A 16,630-nucleotide genomic window follows, 5' to 3' on the forward strand; every position below is an offset into this window, starting at 1 on the left:
GTCACTCGCCGTAGAAATTTTGCGCACCCGCAAAGTTATCGAACTTCGTATATTGGCCGTGGAACGTGAGGCGCACCGGACCGATCGGACCGTTCCGCTGCTTGCCGATGATGATCTCCGCCGTGCCCTTGTCGGGACTGTCGGGGTTGTAAACCTCGTCCCGGTAAATGAACAGGATCACGTCCGCGTCCTGCTCGATGGCGCCGGATTCGCGCAGGTCCGACATGATCGGCCGCTTGTTCGGGCGCTGCTCGAGACCGCGGTTGAGCTGCGACAGTGCGATCACGGGCACGTCGAGTTCCTTGGCGAGACTCTTGAGCGAACGCGAGATTTCGGAAATCTCGGTCGCGCGGTTTTCGCCGGTCGAAGAGCCGCTCATCAGTTGCAAATAGTCGATGATGATCAGGCCGAGTTTGCCGCATTGGCGCGACAGCCGGCGCGCGCGCGAACGCAGTTCCATCGGGTTCAGGCCGCCGGTTTCGTCGATGAAAATCTGCGCCTCGCTCATTTTCTGCACCGCGTGCGTGAGCTTCGGCCAATCCTCGTCGGTCAGGCGCCCGGTTCGCATGCGGTGCTGATCCAGCCGGCCGACCGAACCCAGCATACGCATGGTGAGTTGCGAGCCCGGCATTTCCATCGAGAACACCGCGACCGGCAAGCCGTATTCGACCGCCACGTATTCGCCGATATTCATCGAAAACGCCGTTTTACCCATCGACGGACGACCCGCGACGATGATCAGCTCACCGCCGTGCATGCCCGAGGTCATGCGGTCCAGGTCGACGAAGCCGGTTGGCGTGCCGGTCACGTCGCTCGGATTGGCGGTGTGATAGAGCGTGTCGATCCGCTCGACCACCTGCGTCAGCAGCGGTCCGATTTCGAGGAAACCCTGCGTGCCGCGCGCGCCGTCCTCGGCGATCGAAAACACCTTCGATTCGGCCTCGTCCAGCAATTGCCGGACTTCCTTACCCTGGGGGTTGAATGCGTCGGCCGAGATTTCGTCGGCCACCGAAACGAGCCGGCGCAGCACGGCGCGATCGCGCACGATTTCCGCGTAACGGCGAATATTGGCCGCGCTCGGCGTGTTCTGCGCCAACGCGTTCAGGTACGCGAGACCGCCGACCTCCTCAGCTTTACCCGCGGTGCCGAGCGCTTCATAGACGGTAATCACGTCGGCCGGCCGCGTCGCTGCGATCAGCTTGCCGATGTGCTCGAAAATGAGGCGGTGGTCGTAGCGGTAAAAATCACTCTGCGACAAGAAGTCGGCGATGCGGTCCCAAGCCGCGTTGTCGAGCAGCAGGCCGCCCAGCACCGATTGCTCGGCCTCGATCGAATGCGGCGGGACTTTCAGCGACTCGAGTTGGGGATCTTTGGACGGTGCGTTCATGGAGAGGAATTATCGGGTAAATGCGTGCCGAGGGAAATCTAAAAACCGATACTTCGAGACATCGAAAAACGGGCATAAAAAAGGCAGGGGCCGGTCACCCGGCCCCTGCCTCCTATCCCATTTGCCAGCACAACGTCCTGGCAGATGTCAGACGATGCTTAGACGTGCTCGCCCAGAACCGACACCGTCACATCGACGACAACGTCGGTGTGCAGCGAGATCTGGACCGGATGGTCGCCGACCATCTTCAGCGGGCCTTCCGGCAGACGCACTTGCGCCTTTTCCACCGCGAAGCCTTGCTTGCCGAGCGCCTCGGCGATGTCCGCGTTCGTCACCGAGCCGAACAGACGGCCGTCCACGCCGGCTTTCTGGCCGATCTGGATCGTCGAGCCTGCCAGCTTTTCGCCTTGAGCCTGAGCGGCAGCCAGCTTTTCAGCGGCGGTCTTTTCCAGTTCGGCGCGGCGCACTTCGAATTCAGCCAGGGCTTCCTTCGTTGCACGGCGAGCTTGCTTGTTCGGGATCAGGAAGTTACGTGCGTAACCGTCCTTGACCTTCACGATATCGCCCAGGTTGCCCAGATTGACGACTTTTTCCAGAAGAATGATTTGCATGCGGATGCTCCTTATCGCGTCGTCGGGTTAGGCCTTGTGCTGGTCGGTGTACGGCACCAGCGCGAGAAAACGTGCGCGCTTGATTGCCGTGTCCAGCTGGCGTTGATAGTGCGACTTCGTACCCGTGAGACGCGCCGGCGTGATCTTGCCGTTTTCGCCGATGAAGTCCTTCAGCGTTTCGAGGTCCTTGTAGTCGATGTGATCGACACCGGCTGCCGTGAAACGGCAGAACTTCTTGCGCTTGAAGAGCGGATTTTGTTGCTGACGACGTTTGTCGAATTTCTTACCAGTCGGGCGGGCCATGTTCAGTCCTTTCCAATGTCCTGTAATGCTGTGATGTGAAATACCAGAGTTCTTGCGTTGCGGTGCTTTTTCGCCAGAAAGCCTGTGAAGAGCGTTTCCACGCCCATCTGGCAGCTTTCCAGCTTACCGCTCGCCTCGCCCGCGGCTACCGCCTGCATGGTCAGTTCGACTTGCCGGGTGATGCCGGCTTCGACGACTTCCGCGCGGTGGTGCAACGTGCAGCCTGCAATCGGAACGCCGGCGGGGGTGTACCGCACCGGTTCGCGTTCGACGACGCTGGCCGTGAGTTGCAGCCGGTTCATGAGCCCTTTGACGAGAGCGACGCTTGTTCTGGTAGCTTAAATAGTGTGTCTTAAGCCTGCGCTTCGGACGGTTGCGTGGCAGCCGACTTCTTGGCTTCTTCGCGCTGCACTTCCTTCATCATCGGCGACGGGCCGGTTTCGGCCTTCTTCATCTTGACGATCAGGTGACGCAGAACGGCGTCGTTGAACTTGAATGCGTGCTCCAGCTCGTCGAGCGTGGTTTGGTCGCATTCGATGTTCATGCAGACGTAGTGAGCCTTCGCGAGTTTCTCGATCATGTAGGCCAGTTGGCGACGGCCCCAGTCTTCGATACGGTGGATCTGGCCACCGTGCGAGGTGATCGTGGTCTTGTAGCGCTCGATCATGGCGGGCACTTGCTCGCTCTGATCGGGGTGCACGATAAAGACGATTTCATAATGACGCATACACACTCCTGTGGACTTGTGGATTAAAGCCACCCGGGCGTCGGAACCGGTGTGGCAAGTGAGAAGCCGAAGAGTGTAACCCGAATGGGGCCGGGCTGCAAGATATCCCGTTATTGTGGCGCGCGAATCAGGTGTGTTTTCAACGGTTTAGCGCCGCAAACCCGAGGCAGGAGCCATCCGTCAATAGGCCGGACGGTTCCAGTAATCCTCGCTCGCGTACACCTCTTTCAGATAATCGATGAAATAGCGCACCCTCGCCGGCACATAACGCTGCTGCGGATACACCGCGAGGATGTCGTAATCGGGCAGCGCGAATTCGTCCAGCACGGTTTCCAGTTCGCCGCGCGCGAGTTGCTGCTGGATCTCCCACGTCGAGCGCCAGCCGAGCCCGAGCCCTTCCGAGACCCAGCGATGCAGCAGCTCGCCGTCGTTACAGTCGAGCGAGCCGCCTACCCGCACGGTCACCAGCTTGCCGTTGCGGCGAAAGTACCAGCCGCGGTTCTGTCCCCCTTGCAGATTGAAGGCGAGGCAGTTGTGGCGCGGCAGATCCTCGAGCGTTTTCGGCTTGCCGTGCTGGCGGAAATATTCCGGCGTGCCGCACACCACGCGCCGGTTCGACGCCAGCTTCACCGCGACGAAGTTCGGATCCACCGCCCCGCCGATCCGGATCGACAGGTCGTAGCCCTCGCGCACCAGATCCACGACACGGTCGGTCAGGTTGAACGACACCTGCAATTCCGGCTTGTCGGCGATAAAGGCCGGGGCGAGCGGCGCGACGTGCTTGCGCCCGAACGCGGCCGGCGCCGACACGATCAGATGGCCGTTCACCGCGCGCCGTCCGGCGCTCAGCTCGTTTTCCGCCTGGTCCCATTCGGTGAGAAGGCCGCGGCAGCGCTCCAGAAACGCGGCGCCTTCCTCGCTGACCACCAGACGGCGCGTCGAGCGGTACATCAGCTTCACGCCGAGGCGCTTTTCCAACGCGTCGATCCGGCGGCCGAGAATCACCGGCGACACGCCCTCTTCCAGCGCGGCGGCGGCCAGGCTGCCCGCATCCGCCACGCGCACGAAGGTTTCGATCTGCTTGAAGCGGTCCATGTCTGTCTCCTGCCGGCCTCGCGCCATTCCATACTTTTTGTTTCGAAATAAGCGACCCGAACTGATCTTATCAAACCTTTTGGTCAGGCCTAAAGTGCATTCGACAACGCTTGATTCGCAAATTCGTTGCAGCTTCATCCGCGAATTGCGCCCGCCACAGACCACAGACATTCAGGAGACATTCATGGCCAAGATGAGAGCCGTCGACGCAGCCGTGCTGGTGCTCGAGAAAGAAGGCATCGACACCGCATTCGGCGTTCCGGGCGCTGCGATCAACCCGTTCTACTCGGCCATGCGCAAGGCAGGCAATATCAGCCACGTGCTGGCGCGTCACGTCGAAGGCGCGTCGCACATGGCCGAGGGCTATACGCGCGCCCAGCCCGGCAACATCGGCGTGTGCATCGGCACGTCGGGCCCCGCCGGCACCGACATGATCACCGGTTTGTACTCCGCTCAGGCCGACTCCATTCCTATCCTGGCCATCACCGGCCAGGCGCCGCGCGCGCGTCTGTACAAGGAAGATTTTCAGGCCGTCGACATCGAATCGATCGCCAAGCCCGTCACCAAATGGGCCGTCACCGTGCGCGAGCCGGCGCTGGTGCCGCGCGTGTTCCAGCAGGCGTTTCACCTGATGCGCTCGGGCCGTCCCGGCCCGGTGCTGGTCGATCTGCCGATCGACGTGCAGCTCGCCGAAATCGAATTCGACATCGACACCTACGAGCCGCTGCCGGTCTACAAGCCCAAGGCGACGCGCAAGCAGATCGAAGCCGCCCTCACCTTGCTGAACGACTCGGACAAGCCGCTGATCGTCTCGGGCGGCGGCGTGCTGAACGCGGCCGCCGAGGATCTGCTGGTCGAGTTCGCCGAAACCATCGGCGTGCCGGTGATCCCCACGCTGATGTCGTGGGGCGCGATACCCGACGATCATCCGCTGATGGCCGGCATGGTCGGCCTGCAAACCTCGCACCGCTACGGCAACGCGACCATGCTCGCCTCCGACTTCGTGCTCGGCATCGGCAACCGCTGGGCGAATCGTCACACCGGCAGCATCGAGGTCTATACGAAAGGCCGCAAGTTCGTGCACGTGGATATCGAGCCGACGCAGATCGGCCGCGTATTCGGCCCGGACCTCGGCATCGTGTCGGACGCGAAGGCCGCGCTCGAACTGTTCGTCGAAGTCGCGAAGGAATGGAAGGCGGCCGGCAAACTGAAGGACCGCGGCGCGTGGGTTGCCGATTGCCAGCAACGCAAGCGCACGATGCATCGCAAGACCCACTTCGACAACGTGCCGATGAAACCGCAGCGCGTGTACGAAGAGATGAACCAGGTGTTCGGCCGCGACACCTGCTACGTGAGCACGATCGGTTTGTCGCAGATTGCGGGCGCGCAATTCCTGCACGTCTACAAGGCGCGCAACTGGATCAACTGCGGCCAGGCCGGTCCGCTCGGCTGGACGATTCCGGCCGCGCTCGGCGTGCGCGCGGCGGACCCGCAACGTCCGATCGTCGCGCTCTCGGGCGACTACGACTTCCAGTTCATGATCGAGGAACTGGCCGCCGGCGCGCAATTCAATCTGCCCTATGTACACGTGGTGGTGAACAACTCCTACCTCGGCCTGATCCGCCAGGCGCAGCGCGCATTCGACATGGATTTCTGCGTGCAGCTCGGTTTCGAGAACATCAATTCGCCAGAGACCAACGGCTACGGCGTGGACCACGTCGCGGTGGCCGAAGGCCTGGGTTGCAAGGCGATCCGCGTGTTCAAGCCCGAAGAACTGAAGCCCGCCTTGCAAAGGGCCCAGGCGATGCTCTCCGAGTTCAACGTGCCGGTAATCGTCGAAGTGATTCTGGAACGCGTGACCAACATTTCGATGGGCACCGAGATCGACGCGATCAACGAGTTCGAGGAACTGGCCGCGACGCGCGAGGACGCACCGACCGCGATCAGCATCGCCGACTGAGTTTCCCGACTTTGCATCACATGAGGGCTTTCGCAGCGTAGCGACCCGACGCTGTGAAAGCGCCTCACGAAGTCATTCCACTGACCGACCAGCGAGACCCCCGCATCATGCCGAAATTCGCAGCGAATCTAACCATGCTCTTCAACGAAGTCCCGTTCCTCGACCGCTTCGCGGCCGCCGCGGACGCGGGCTTTGACGCCGTCGAATTCCTGTTCCCCTATCCGTATCAGATCGCTGAGCTGAGCGAACGTCTACAGCAGAACAGCCTGAAACTCGTCTTGCACAACCTGCCCGCGGGCAACTGGGAAGCCGGCGAACGCGGCATTGCGTGTCTGCCGGATCGCGTGAGCGAGTTCCAGGAAGGCGTCGGCCGCGCGATCGAATACGCACGTGCCTTGAAGGTGCCGCAACTGAACTGCCTCGTCGGCATTCCGAGCGCCGGCGTGGACGCGGACAAGGCGCGCTCGACCATCGTCGAGAACCTGCGCTTTGCCGCGGGTGAATTGAAGAAGGCCGGCATCAGGCTGCTGGTCGAGCCGTGCAATTCCTACGACATCCCCGGCTTCGCGTTGAACCGTTCCGCCGAAGGCCTCGACGTGATCCACGCCGTGGCTTCGGACAATCTGTTCCTGCAATACGACATCTATCACATGCAACGGATGGAAGGCGAACTCGCGGCGACGATCACGAAGAACCTGGCGCGCATCGCGCACATCCAGCTCGCCGACAACCCGGGGCGCAACGAACCGGGCACCGGCGAAATCAACTACCCGTTCCTGTTCGATCTGCTCGATTCGCTCGGCTACGACGGCTACGTCGGTTGCGAATACAAGCCGCGCACCACCACGGCGGCCGGCCTCGGCTGGGTGCGCAGCGTGGCCGGGCAGGCGCGCGGCGCGGCCCACGCCGCTGTCTGATCGAACGATCAGGCGCGTCGCGCCCGGAAGGAAGTCCCCGGGCGACCCAACAACACTGGAGATTCAGACACATGGCAAAGATCGGTTTCATCGGCCTCGGCATCATGGGCGCGCACATGGCGCGCAACCTCATCAAGGGCGGTCATTCGCTGTTCGTGAACGGCGCGTACCCGGTGCCGGAAGATCTGGGCAAAACGACCACCGTGGTCGCCGATTCGACCGCTGTCGCGCAAGCCGCCGACATCGTCATCATCATGGTGCCGGACACGCCTGACGTCGCCAACGTGCTGTTCGCCGACGACGGCGTCGCCGCCGGTCTCACGAAGGGCAAGCTGGTGATCGACATGAGCTCGATCTCCCCGCTCGATACGCAGGCGTTCGCGAAGAAGATCAATGCGCTCGGCGTCGATTACCTCGACGCCCCGGTGTCCGGCGGCGAAGTCGGCGCGCGCGAAGCAACGCTGACGATCATGGTGGGCGGTCCGGAACAAGCGTTCGCGCAGGCCAAGCCCTTGTTCGAACTGATGGGCAAGAACATTTCGCTGATCGGCGAGAACGGCGCGGGTCAAACCTGCAAGGTCGCCAATCAGATCATCGTCGCGCTGAACATCGAAGCGGTGGCCGAAGCGCTGCTGTTCGCATCGCGCTCGGGCGCCGATCCGGAACGCGTGCGCAAGGCGTTGATGGGCGGCTTCGCTTCGTCGCGCATTCTCGAAGTGCATGGCGAACGCATGACCAAACGCACGTTCAATCCCGGCTTTCGCATCGAACTGCATCAGAAGGACTTGAACCTCGCGCTCGACGGCGCGCGCAAGCTCGGCATCGCCTTGCCGCATACGGCGAGCGCGCAGCAACTCTTCAGCGTGTGCGCGGCGAACGGCGGCAAGGCATGGGATCACTCGGCGATGGTGCGCGCTCTGGAAATCATGGCGAACTACGAAGTCGCGCAAGCGCCGGATAGCGCGGCGAAGGCTGCTTGAGTCGTCACGCGGGTTGCCTTGACCGCGGCTTCGTCGGCTTGGCCTTCGTCGTCACGGCAATCGCAGGTGGGGCGTCCGTTGCGTCGCGCGACATGCGCGGCGCAGCGGACAAAGCGTGTCGCTCTGGGCTGAGAGCGGCACAGTGGGGTCCGCAGCGGCACCCGGCGGCGCCGGGGAAGCCTTGGTCGGTCAGACGTCGTCGTCGGGTGTCCGGCTGTCGGATCATCGTCATGCTTTTTCCGCCAATGTCTCGCGGCGGGGTGCATCATGCACGCCGCTTGCTGCACGTCCGCTTGTGCGCTCGCTTGTGCATTCGCTTGCACGCTTGCTTGCATTTGCTTGCAACTGCAAGCACCCCGGCGCACCTTTTTTGACACATCGCTTCGCGCTTTTCTCCTACACTCCTTGAGTCCGCCTGCTTGCGTTTCAGGCATCCCGTGCCGCTCTTCGCAGCGCGCGTCTTCCGCTTCATTCGCCCGATTCGCAACCAGTGCACAACCCGTGCGCAAAGTATTCTTGCGCCGCCACGTTAGGAGTGTGATCCATGGGTATTCTCAGTTTCATCAAGGAAGCCGGCGAAAAACTGTTCGGCGCCGCCTCGACCTCGGCACAAGCCGCGCCTGCCGCGCCCGACCTTGCGGCGTTGAATAAAACAGCGGGCGACGCGATCGCCGCGTATATCCGCACCCAGGGTCTGGACGCCACCAACCTGCAAGTCGCATACGACGGCACGAGCCACACCGTCACCGTATCCGGCGAGGCGGCCGACCAGCCGACCAAGGACAAGATTCTCGTCGCGGCCGGCAACGTGCAGAACGTCGACAAGGTGGACGACCAACTGACCGTCACCACGCCCGCGGCGGCGCCCACGCAGTTTCATACCGTCGTGCCCGGCGACAATCTGTGGAAGATCGCCGAGAAGTACTACGGCAGCGGCGCGAAGAACGACGTGATCTTCCAGGCCAACACGCCGATGCTGAAGAGCCCGGACAAGATCTATCCGGGTCAGGTATTGGTGATTCCGCCGCAGTAACCCGCGGTTGCGGTAAGCATTGCAGCAAGCGGTAATAACAGCGGTAAAAGCAGCGGTAAAAACGAAAAACGCGGCGCTCGAGTCATCAACTCGAGCGCCGCGTTTTCATTGGACGATCATGCGTGTGGCCGTGACCGTTACCGCATCAATACGTATCGAAGACCTTTTGCAGCGCAACCGGCCCCGTGCCACCCGCGGCCAATGCCAGCATCAGCAGCACACGGGCCTTGTACGGGTTCAGCGAGCCCGCGCTGACGAAACCAAGCGCGTCGTCGGCGGCGGCGCCGTTGCGCATCACGTGCCCCGAACCCACCCGCGAGGAGCGCACCACTGCGACGCCTTGCGAGACCGCATCGGCCAACGCCTGTTGCAGCGACGCGTGGATCGAGCCGTTGCCCGTGCCGGCCACCACGATGCCGCGCACGCCGGCGGCAACGAGCGCATCCACGGCAATCCGTGAGACGCCGGCATAGCTCGCGACGACCTCCACATGCGGCCACTTCGCGCCGATCACGAACTCGGTCGCGAGCGTATGCGGACGCACCACGCCGCGCTGGAATTCGACCCGCCCGTCCTGCACCCAGCCGAGCGCGCCGATCTCCGGCGAGTGGAATGCGTCGACGGCATACGTGCTCGTCTTCACCACGTCGCGCGCGCTGTGAATCTTGTTGTTGAAGGCCACCAGCACACCCTGCCCGCGCGAGCCCGCGTGCGCCGCGACCGTCACGGCGTTCAGCAGATTCAGCGGACCATCGGCGGAGAGCGCGGACGCCGGACGCATCGCCGCGCTCAGCACGACCGGCTTGTCCGACTTGACGGTCAGATGCAGCAGATAGGCGGTTTCCTCGAGTGTGTCGGTGCCGTGCGTGACGACTATGCCGTCGATGTCGTCTTCGGCGAGGAGCGCGTTGATGCGTTGCGCGAGCGTGGTCCAGAGCGGCAGCGCCATGTCCTTGCTGTCGATGCTGGCAATCTGCTCGGGCGCGATGCGCGCCACCGTGGACAAAGCCGGCACCGCCGCCAGCAATTGATCGACGCCGACCACGCCCGCCTGGTAGCCGGAAGTGTTGGCGGCGTCCGCCGCGGCCCCGGCGATCGTGCCGCCGGTGGCGAGCACGGCGATGCGCGGCAGCGTCGGTGTGACGCCCTGGTTTGAAGGCGTCGCGGAAGAGGAAGTCGGAGTATTCATGGCGGCGATTGTAAGCGATGCGCCGCGCGCCGCGATGCGTGAAAAAACGGATGGCCGTTCGTTTTGGATTAGCGATGCTGGGCGCCAACGCTCGCGCATCGCCCGCGAACGATTCAGCGCCACTTCGCGCCGGACCTCAAGGATCCGGCGCCAACCTCACACCGCCTCGCGCAATTGCGCGGCGATCTCCGCTTCGTTCAACTGCGGCGCGAACATCTCGATCAGCCGATACGCATACGCGCGCAGGAACGCACCCTTGCGCAGACCGACCCGCGTCGTGCTCGCCTCGAACAAATGCTGGGTATCCAGCGCCACCAGTTCGGTATCGCGCCTGGGATCGTAGGCCATCGCCGCCACCACGCCGATGCCCATGCCGAGTTCGACGTAGGTCTTGATCACGTCCGCGTCGATCGCGGTCAGCACGACGTCGGGCAACGCGCCTGCCTTGGCGAACGCCTGGTCGATGTGCGAGCGGCCCGTGAAGTCCTGGTCATACGTGACGATCGGGAATTCGGCGATTTCGTCGAGCGTCAGATTTTCACGGCCCACGAGCGGATGATCCTTCGGCACGACCACCACGTGATGCCACGAGTAGCACGGAAACGTGACGATGTCCGGAAAGCGGTCGAGCGCCTCGGTCGAGATGCCGATATCCGCCTCGCCGTTGATGATCATCTGCGCGATCTGCTGCGGGCTGCCCTGGCGCAGCGCCAGGTGCACTTTCGGGAACACCTCGGTGAATTGACGGATCACCTTCGGCAGCGCATAGCGCGCCTGCGTGTGCGTGGTCGCCACGACCAGGTGGCCGCTGTCCTGATCGGCGAACTGGCGCGCGACGCGGCGCAGATTCTCCGCGTCGAGCAACATCCGCTCGATCAGTTGATGCACCGCCTTGCCCGGCTCCGTGAGCCCCGTCAGACGCTTGCCGCGCCGAATGAAAATGTCGACGCCGAGTTCGTCCTCGAGATCCTTGATCTGTTTCGATACGCCCGACTGCGACGTGTACAACACGTTCGCCACCTCGGTCAGATTCATGTTCTGACGCACGGCCTCGCGCACGAAGCGCAATTGCTGGAAGTTCATCTGTATGTCTCCGGTTCAGCCAGAGTGAGCTATTTGAGTTCGATCGAAACGCCTGGGGTCGTTGCCCGCTTCACCGCGGGCTTCACGGCGTCATTCACTGCGCCGGAAACACGCGCAATGCGCGCGGCACGGCGGTCACGCCATCGCCGACCGCCAGTTGCAGATCGCGCCACGCTTCGCGATCGAGTTCGGCTTCGAGCAGGTTGCCTTCGCGGCCCGCGAGTTCGACCCGCACCGAGCCGCCCAGCGTCACCACGCGCCGCACGTCGACGACGATGCCTTCGCGATGACCGGCCGCCTGCGGGTACAACTGCAGATCGTGCGGACGCACATAAGCGAAGGCCGGCCCGCTGAATCCCGCGGTGATCGCGACCGGCAGCGCCGCGCCGTCGACCACGAAGCCGCTCGAATCGACGTTGCCGTGCAGGCGGTTCGCCGCGCCGAGAAACTCGTAGACGAACGAGGTTTGCGGATGGTCGTACACGTCCTGCGGACTGCCCACCTGCTCCACGTGCCCGCGATTGAGCACGACGATGCGGTCGGCCACTTCGAGCGCCTCTTCCTGATCGTGCGTGACGAAAATGGTCGAGATATGCAGATCGTCATGCAGACGCCGCAGCCAGCTACGCAATTCCTTGCGCACCTTCGCATCGAGCGCGCCGAACGGTTCGTCGAGCAGCAGCACCTTCGGCTCGACGGCCAACGCGCGCGCCAGCGCGATCCGCTGCCGCTGGCCGCCCGACAGCTCCGACGGATACCGTTGCGCGAGCCAGTCGAGTTGCACGAGCTTCAGCAGTTCGTGCACCTTCTCGCGAATCACCGCTTCCGAGGGACGCTCCTTGCGCGGTTTCACGCGCAGACCGAACGCGACGTTCTCGAACACCGTCATGTGACGGAACAGCGCGTAATGCTGGAACACGAAGCCGACTTCGCGTTCGCGCGCGCCGACCGTCGCGACGTCCTGGCCTTGCAGCATCACCTGGCCGCCGTCCGCGTATTCGAGCCCGGCGATCACCCGCAACAAGGTCGTCTTGCCGCAACCCGAGGGCCCGAGCAGCGCAACCAGTTCGCCCGGCGGGAAATCGAGCGAGACGTTATCGAGCGCGACGAAATCGCCGAAGCGCTTCTGCAGGTTACGAACGGTGATACCCATTACAGCTCTCCTTGCTTGAGCGGGTGTGGCTGCGATGCATTGACGGATTGCGAGGTGGTCTGTGAAGCGGTCCGCGAGCCAGGCTCAGCACCAGGCTGTGAACCAGGCTGTGGACCAGGCTGTGAAGCAGGCTGTGAAGCCGGCGCCGGCGTGACGGGCCCCGCATACGCGGGCACGTCGCGCGCCGCCGACAGTTCCGCCGACATATGCCGCTCGGCGAGCAGCTTGAGCGCCAGCGTGACGAGCGCGAGCAACGCGAGCACCGACGCCACCGCGAACGCCGCCGAGAAGTTGTATTCGTTGTAGAGAATTTCGACGTGCAGCGGCATCGTATCGGTCTGGCCGCGAATATGGCCCGACACCACCGACACCGCGCCGAACTCGCCCATCGCCCGCGCGTTGCACAGGATCACGCCGTACAGCAGACCCCATTTGACGTTCGGCAGCGTGACGCGGCGGAAAATCTGCCAGCCCGAGGCGCCGAGCACGTGAGCGGCTTCTTCCTCGTCGTTGCCTTGCGCCTGCATCAGCGGAATCAGTTCGCGCGCGACGAACGGGAACGTGACGAAGATCGTCGCCAGCACGATGCCCGGCACCGCGAAGATGATCTGCACGTCATGGGCTTGCAGCCACGGGCCGAACCAGCCTTGCGCGCCGAACAGCAGCACGTAGATCAAGCCCGAGATCACCGGCGAAACCGAGAACGGCAGATCGATCAGCGTGGTCAACAGCGCCTTGCCGCGGAATTCGAACTTGGCGATGCACCAGGAAGCCGCGAGACCGAACACGAGGTTCAGCGGCACGGCAATCGCCGCGGTGATCACGGTGAGCTTGATCGCCGACAGCGCATCGGGATCGGCGAGCGATTCCAGATAGAAGCCGAGCCCCTTGTTCAACGCCTGATAGAACACGGCGACGAGCGGCACGACGAGAAACAGCGCGAGAAACAGCAGTGCGACGCCGGTCAGGATCCAGCGCACCACCGGCGGTTCGGTCACCGGATCGGGCCGGCGCGCGACGTTGAGCGGCGCGCGCGGCGCGACGGCGACGGCGGCCCGATCCGTCCCATCCGCGCGCTTCACACGATGCGCGCCGTCGGCGGAATGGCGGCTCATCGCACACCTCCGCCGATCGCCGCGACGCTTGCCGAGGCCGGCGCCGGGCCCGCGCCGCCGCGCCCGGTGCGGCGCTGCAAGTACCACTGCAAGGTATTGATGAACAGCAGCATCAGGAAGGACACGACCAGCATCACCACGGCCAATGCCGTGGCGCCCGCGTAGTCGTATTGCTCGAGCTTGGTGATGATCAGCAGCGAGGTGATTTCAGACTTCATCGGCACATTGCCGGCGATGAAAATCACCGAGCCGTATTCGCCGAGCGCACGCGCGAACGCCAGCGCGAAGCCCGTCAGCAAGGCCGGAAACACCGACGGCAACACCACGCGGCGAAACGTCAGCCAGCGCGACGCGCCGAGGCACGCGGCCGCCTCTTCCTGTTCGCGCTCGAACTCCTCGAGCACCGGCTGCACGGTCCGCACGACGAACGGCAAACCGATGAACGTCAGCGCAACCAGCACACCCGCCGGCGTGAATGCGATCTTGATGCCGAGCGGTTCGAGAAACTGCCCGATCCAGCCGTTGCCCGCGTACACGGCCGCGAGCGAAATGCCGGCCACGGAGGTCGGCAAAGCGAACGGCAGATCGACCACCGCATCGACGATGCGCTTGAACGGAAACGTGTAGCGCACCAGCACCCACGCCACCAGAAAGCCGAACACCGCGTTGATCAGCGCGCCGCCCAACGCCGAGAAGAACGTCAGGCGATACGACGCGAGCACGCGCGGCGAACTCACCGCGCGCACGAACTGCGCCCAGTCGAGCGTCGCGGTCTTGAGGAAGGTTGCGGCAAGCGGAATCAGCACCACGAGGCTCAGATAAGCCACCGTGATGCCGAGTGTCAGGCCAAAACCGGGCAAGGCGCTCGGTTTTCGGAAGGTCAACGTCGTCATGCTCAATGCTCTTTCAGGATTCACGCCTGCGTGTTCTGGCCGCCGGGCCCTGGCTGGCCAAAGCGCGCCACTGGGGCGCGCCCGGATTGGACGCGTTGCCGCGTCGCTCGGTCGATGCCGTTGCCGGCACCGGCGGTCTTACTGCGGCTGATAGATCGAATCGAATACGCCGCCGTCCGCGAAGTGCGTTTTCTGCGCGTTCGTCCAGCCGCCGAACGAGTCGTCCACCGTGTACAGCTTCAGCTTCGGAAACTTCGAGGTCAACTCCGCCGGCACCTTGTTCGAACGCGGCCGGTAGAAGTTCTTCGCGGCGATCTCCTGGCCCTGCTCGCTGTACAGGAAGTTCAGATACGCCTCGGCCAGCTTGCGCGTGCCGCGCTTGTCGACGACCTTGTCGACCACGGCAACCGGCGGCTCGGCCAGGATGCTCACGGACGGCACGACGATTTCGAACTTGTCCGTGCCGAACTCCTTCAGCGACAGGAACGCTTCGTTTTCCCACGCGATCAGCACGTCGCCGATGCCGCGTTGCACGAAGCTGGTGGTCGCGCCGCGCGCGCCCGAATCGAGCACGCCGGCATTCTTATAGAGCTTGCCGACGAACTCCTTCGCCTTCTGGTCGTTGCCGCCCGGCTGATGCGCGGCATACGACCACGCCGCGAGGTAGTTCCAGCGCGCGCCGCCCGAGGTTTTCGGGTTCGGCGTGACGATCGACACGCCCGGTTTGATCAGATCGTCCCAGTCCTTGATGTGCTTCGGGTTGCCCTTGCGCACCAGAAACACGATCGTCGACGTGTACGGCGATGCGTTGTCGGGCAGACGCTTTTGCCAGCCCTTGTCGAGCAGGCCCTTGTTAGCGAGGGCGTCGATGTCGTAGGCGAGCGCGAGGGTCACGACGTCCGCCTGCAGGCCGTCGAGCACGGAGCGCGCCTGCGCGCCCGAGCCGCCGTGCGACTGCTTGAAGGTGATCGTTTCGCCGGTTTTTGCCTTCCACTCCTTGCCGAACGCCTGGTTGACGTCCTGGTAGAGCTCGCGCGTCGGGTCGTAGGACACGTTCAGCAGCGTCGTGTCGGCGGCGTGCGCCTGCCCCGCGACGCCGAGCGCGGCTGCCGCGCCGAAGGCGAGCGCCGCGATCAGTTTCTTCGTCTTGCCTGCCAGCCCCGTGTGTCGATGGTTCATGCCAACTTTCTCCGCGTTGTGGTCCGTTGAAACGGCGTGTGATGTTGTTTTGCGTCGTCTGCGTGCGGCCACGTGTGCGTGGCGCCAACTGGAGGCCAGTCTATCGAAGGGCTTTCATCATTAAAAATAATGTTTCTTCATTCTTTAATACGCAAAAGTGGTAATGACAGCCAGATAAGGCGTTGCAGCACGAAAACGGGTGTTGGAGCGTCCGGTTTGGACGTTTCCACGACCCCACTTCGTCGCCTGCCCGCACGAACTTAAAGTAAAGCTTGAATTGCGCCGGATACTGTATAAAAATACAGCCACCTGTTCATACATACAGTGGCGCCATGACAAAACTCACCGCACGACAGCAGCAGGTTTTCGATCTGATCCGCCGGGCCATCGAACGCACCGGCTTTCCGCCCACCCGCGCGGAGATCGCCGCGGAACTGGGCTTCAGCTCGGCCAACTCGGCAGAAGAACATCTGCGCGCGCTCGCTCGCAAGGGTGTCATCGAGCTGGCGGCCGGCGCATCGCGCGGCATACGCCTTCTCACCAGCCCCGAAGACTCGCCGCACCAGTTCACGCTGCCGCACGCGAGCATCATGCAACTGTCGTTGCCGCTGATCGGCCGGGTCGCCGCGGGTAGCCCGATACTCGCGCAGGAACATATCTCGCAGCATTACGCATGCGACCCGGCGCTCTTCTCGAGCAAGCCCGATTACCTGCTGAAAGTGCGCGGGCTGTCCATGCGCGACGCCGGCATCTTCGACGGCGACCTGCTCGCGGTGCAAAAACGCAGCGAGGCGAAAGACGGCCAGATCATCATCGCCCGGCTCGGCGACGACGTCACGGTCAAGCGCCTGAAGCGCCGGCCGAACGGTATCGAGCTGATCGCCGAGAATCCCGATTACGACAACATCTTCGTTGAAACCGGCAGCGCGGATTTCGCGCTGGAGGGTATCGCCGTGGGGCTGATCCGCCCCGGAGAGTTTTAACCCGCCCGCTCGCCGGTTCGCC

General features: G+C 63.5%; 17 protein-coding genes. 5 read left to right on the forward strand and 12 right to left on the reverse strand.

All coding sequences use genetic code 11. The features are described from left to right. Nucleotide 1: 1 nt before the first annotated feature. From ACTJLC_RS01155 to ACTJLC_RS01180, 6 genes are all read right to left on the reverse strand, one after another. A complete protein-coding gene (locus tag ACTJLC_RS01155) occupies nucleotides 2–1,387 on the reverse strand; it encodes a replicative DNA helicase (protein ID WP_073426821.1) in 1,386 nt (461 codons plus the stop codon). Nucleotides 1,388–1,545: 158 nt separating this feature from the next. Continuing rightward, nucleotides 1,546–1,998 (reverse strand): 50S ribosomal protein L9, encoded by a 453-nt coding sequence (gene rplI / locus ACTJLC_RS01160; RefSeq protein ID WP_073426822.1) that lies wholly within the window; start codon nucleotides 1,996–1,998, stop codon nucleotides 1,546–1,548. A 27-nt stretch (nucleotides 1,999–2,025) separates the two neighbouring features. After that, nucleotides 2,026–2,301: a 30S ribosomal protein S18 gene (gene rpsR, locus ACTJLC_RS01165; RefSeq protein ID WP_073426823.1), complete on the reverse strand. Its 276-nt coding sequence runs from the start codon at nucleotides 2,299–2,301 to the stop codon at nucleotides 2,026–2,028. Nucleotides 2,302–2,303: 2 nt separating this feature from the next. Continuing rightward, nucleotides 2,304–2,603, reverse strand: a complete 300-nt coding sequence (priB, locus tag ACTJLC_RS01170) for a primosomal replication protein N (RefSeq protein WP_073426824.1) — start codon at nucleotides 2,601–2,603, stop codon at nucleotides 2,304–2,306. A 50-nt stretch (nucleotides 2,604–2,653) separates the two neighbouring features. Next, a complete protein-coding gene (gene rpsF / locus ACTJLC_RS01175) occupies nucleotides 2,654–3,028 on the reverse strand; it encodes a 30S ribosomal protein S6 (RefSeq protein ID WP_073426825.1) in 375 nt (124 codons plus the stop codon). A gap of 180 nt (nucleotides 3,029–3,208) precedes the next feature. Continuing rightward, entirely contained in the window at nucleotides 3,209–4,123 is a 915-nt protein-coding gene (locus ACTJLC_RS01180) for a LysR family transcriptional regulator (RefSeq protein WP_244744211.1), read from the reverse strand. A 184-nt stretch (nucleotides 4,124–4,307) separates the two neighbouring features. Here ACTJLC_RS01180 and gcl point away from each other — a divergent pair, with 184 nt between their 5' ends. The 4 genes from gcl (at nucleotide 4,308) to lysM (ending at nucleotide 9,013) form a co-directional block, all read left to right on the forward strand. Next, nucleotides 4,308–6,083 carry a glyoxylate carboligase gene (gene gcl / locus ACTJLC_RS01185; RefSeq protein WP_073426827.1) on the forward strand — a complete coding sequence of 592 codons (1,776 nt, stop codon included), beginning with the start codon at nucleotides 4,308–4,310 and terminating at the stop codon, nucleotides 6,081–6,083. Between the two features lie 107 nt (nucleotides 6,084–6,190). Next, a complete protein-coding gene (gene hyi / locus ACTJLC_RS01190) occupies nucleotides 6,191–7,000 on the forward strand; it encodes a hydroxypyruvate isomerase (protein WP_440843188.1) in 810 nt (269 codons plus the stop codon). A gap of 71 nt (nucleotides 7,001–7,071) precedes the next feature. After that, entirely contained in the window at nucleotides 7,072–7,980 is a 909-nt protein-coding gene (locus tag ACTJLC_RS01195) for a 2-hydroxy-3-oxopropionate reductase (RefSeq protein ID WP_073426829.1), read from the forward strand. A 544-nt stretch (nucleotides 7,981–8,524) separates the two neighbouring features. Beyond that, entirely contained in the window at nucleotides 8,525–9,013 is a 489-nt protein-coding gene (gene lysM / locus ACTJLC_RS01200; protein ID WP_073426830.1) for a peptidoglycan-binding protein LysM, read from the forward strand. A gap of 145 nt (nucleotides 9,014–9,158) precedes the next feature. Here the strand turns inward: lysM and ACTJLC_RS01205 are convergent, their stop codons facing one another. The 6 genes from ACTJLC_RS01205 to ACTJLC_RS01230 form a co-directional block, all read right to left on the reverse strand. Next, nucleotides 9,159–10,202 carry an asparaginase gene (locus ACTJLC_RS01205; protein WP_440843189.1) on the reverse strand — a complete coding sequence of 348 codons (1,044 nt, stop codon included), beginning with the start codon at nucleotides 10,200–10,202 and terminating at the stop codon, nucleotides 9,159–9,161. A gap of 156 nt (nucleotides 10,203–10,358) precedes the next feature. Beyond that, complete coding sequence (locus ACTJLC_RS01210) at nucleotides 10,359–11,285, reverse strand: CysB family HTH-type transcriptional regulator (RefSeq protein WP_073426831.1); 927 nt, start codon at nucleotides 11,283–11,285, stop codon at nucleotides 10,359–10,361. Nucleotides 11,286–11,379: 94 nt separating this feature from the next. Then, the gene (locus tag ACTJLC_RS01215) at nucleotides 11,380–12,438 is read right to left on the reverse strand and encodes a sulfate/molybdate ABC transporter ATP-binding protein (protein WP_440843190.1); all 1,059 of its coding nucleotides are present in this window, start codon (nucleotides 12,436–12,438) and stop codon (nucleotides 11,380–11,382) included. Then, entirely contained in the window at nucleotides 12,438–13,553 is a 1,116-nt protein-coding gene (gene cysW, locus ACTJLC_RS01220) for a sulfate ABC transporter permease subunit CysW (RefSeq protein WP_440843191.1), read from the reverse strand. Before cysW ends, ACTJLC_RS01215 begins: the two co-directional genes overlap by 1 nt. Continuing rightward, nucleotides 13,550–14,446, reverse strand: a complete 897-nt coding sequence (cysT, locus tag ACTJLC_RS01225; RefSeq protein WP_083083583.1) for a sulfate ABC transporter permease subunit CysT — start codon at nucleotides 14,444–14,446, stop codon at nucleotides 13,550–13,552. Before cysT ends, cysW begins: the two co-directional genes overlap by 4 nt. A gap of 138 nt (nucleotides 14,447–14,584) precedes the next feature. After that, the gene (locus ACTJLC_RS01230) at nucleotides 14,585–15,625 is read right to left on the reverse strand and encodes a sulfate ABC transporter substrate-binding protein (RefSeq protein ID WP_073426834.1); all 1,041 of its coding nucleotides are present in this window, start codon (nucleotides 15,623–15,625) and stop codon (nucleotides 14,585–14,587) included. Nucleotides 15,626–15,957: 332 nt separating this feature from the next. Between ACTJLC_RS01230 and lexA the strand changes: the two genes are divergently transcribed. Beyond that, entirely contained in the window at nucleotides 15,958–16,608 is a 651-nt protein-coding gene (gene lexA, locus ACTJLC_RS01235) for a transcriptional repressor LexA (protein WP_073426835.1), read from the forward strand. Nucleotides 16,609–16,630 lie beyond the last annotated feature (22 nt).

This window comes from Paraburkholderia sp. 22099, from assembly GCF_052045835.1.
GTDB classification, from domain to species: domain Bacteria; phylum Pseudomonadota; class Gammaproteobacteria; order Burkholderiales; family Burkholderiaceae; genus Paraburkholderia; species Paraburkholderia terricola.

Coding starts and splice junctions, on each gene's coding strand:
- ACTJLC_RS01205 (WP_440843189.1), bottom strand. CDS start 10,202: ATGAATACTCCGACTTCCTCTTCCGCGACGCCTTCAAACCAGGGCGTC.
- ACTJLC_RS01155 (WP_073426821.1), bottom strand. CDS start 1,387: ATGAACGCACCGTCCAAAGATCCCCAACTCGAGTCGCTGAAAGTCCCG.
- lysM (WP_073426830.1), top strand. CDS start 8,525: ATGGGTATTCTCAGTTTCATCAAGGAAGCCGGCGAAAAACTGTTCGGC.
- gcl (WP_073426827.1), top strand. CDS start 4,308: ATGGCCAAGATGAGAGCCGTCGACGCAGCCGTGCTGGTGCTCGAGAAA.
- rplI (WP_073426822.1), bottom strand. CDS start 1,998: ATGCAAATCATTCTTCTGGAAAAAGTCGTCAATCTGGGCAACCTGGGC.
- ACTJLC_RS01230 (WP_073426834.1), bottom strand. CDS start 15,625: ATGAACCATCGACACACGGGGCTGGCAGGCAAGACGAAGAAACTGATC.
- ACTJLC_RS01215 (WP_440843190.1), bottom strand. CDS start 12,438: ATGGGTATCACCGTTCGTAACCTGCAGAAGCGCTTCGGCGATTTCGTC.
- lexA (WP_073426835.1), top strand. CDS start 15,958: ATGACAAAACTCACCGCACGACAGCAGCAGGTTTTCGATCTGATCCGC.
- rpsF (WP_073426825.1), bottom strand. CDS start 3,028: ATGCGTCATTATGAAATCGTCTTTATCGTGCACCCCGATCAGAGCGAG.
- priB (WP_073426824.1), bottom strand. CDS start 2,603: ATGAACCGGCTGCAACTCACGGCCAGCGTCGTCGAACGCGAACCGGTG.
- hyi (WP_440843188.1), top strand. CDS start 6,191: ATGCCGAAATTCGCAGCGAATCTAACCATGCTCTTCAACGAAGTCCCG.
- rpsR (WP_073426823.1), bottom strand. CDS start 2,301: ATGGCCCGCCCGACTGGTAAGAAATTCGACAAACGTCGTCAGCAACAA.
- ACTJLC_RS01195 (WP_073426829.1), top strand. CDS start 7,072: ATGGCAAAGATCGGTTTCATCGGCCTCGGCATCATGGGCGCGCACATG.
- ACTJLC_RS01180 (WP_244744211.1), bottom strand. CDS start 4,123: ATGGACCGCTTCAAGCAGATCGAAACCTTCGTGCGCGTGGCGGATGCG.
- cysT (WP_083083583.1), bottom strand. CDS start 14,446: ATGACGACGTTGACCTTCCGAAAACCGAGCGCCTTGCCCGGTTTTGGC.
- ACTJLC_RS01210 (WP_073426831.1), bottom strand. CDS start 11,285: ATGAACTTCCAGCAATTGCGCTTCGTGCGCGAGGCCGTGCGTCAGAAC.
- cysW (WP_440843191.1), bottom strand. CDS start 13,553: ATGAGCCGCCATTCCGCCGACGGCGCGCATCGTGTGAAGCGCGCGGAT.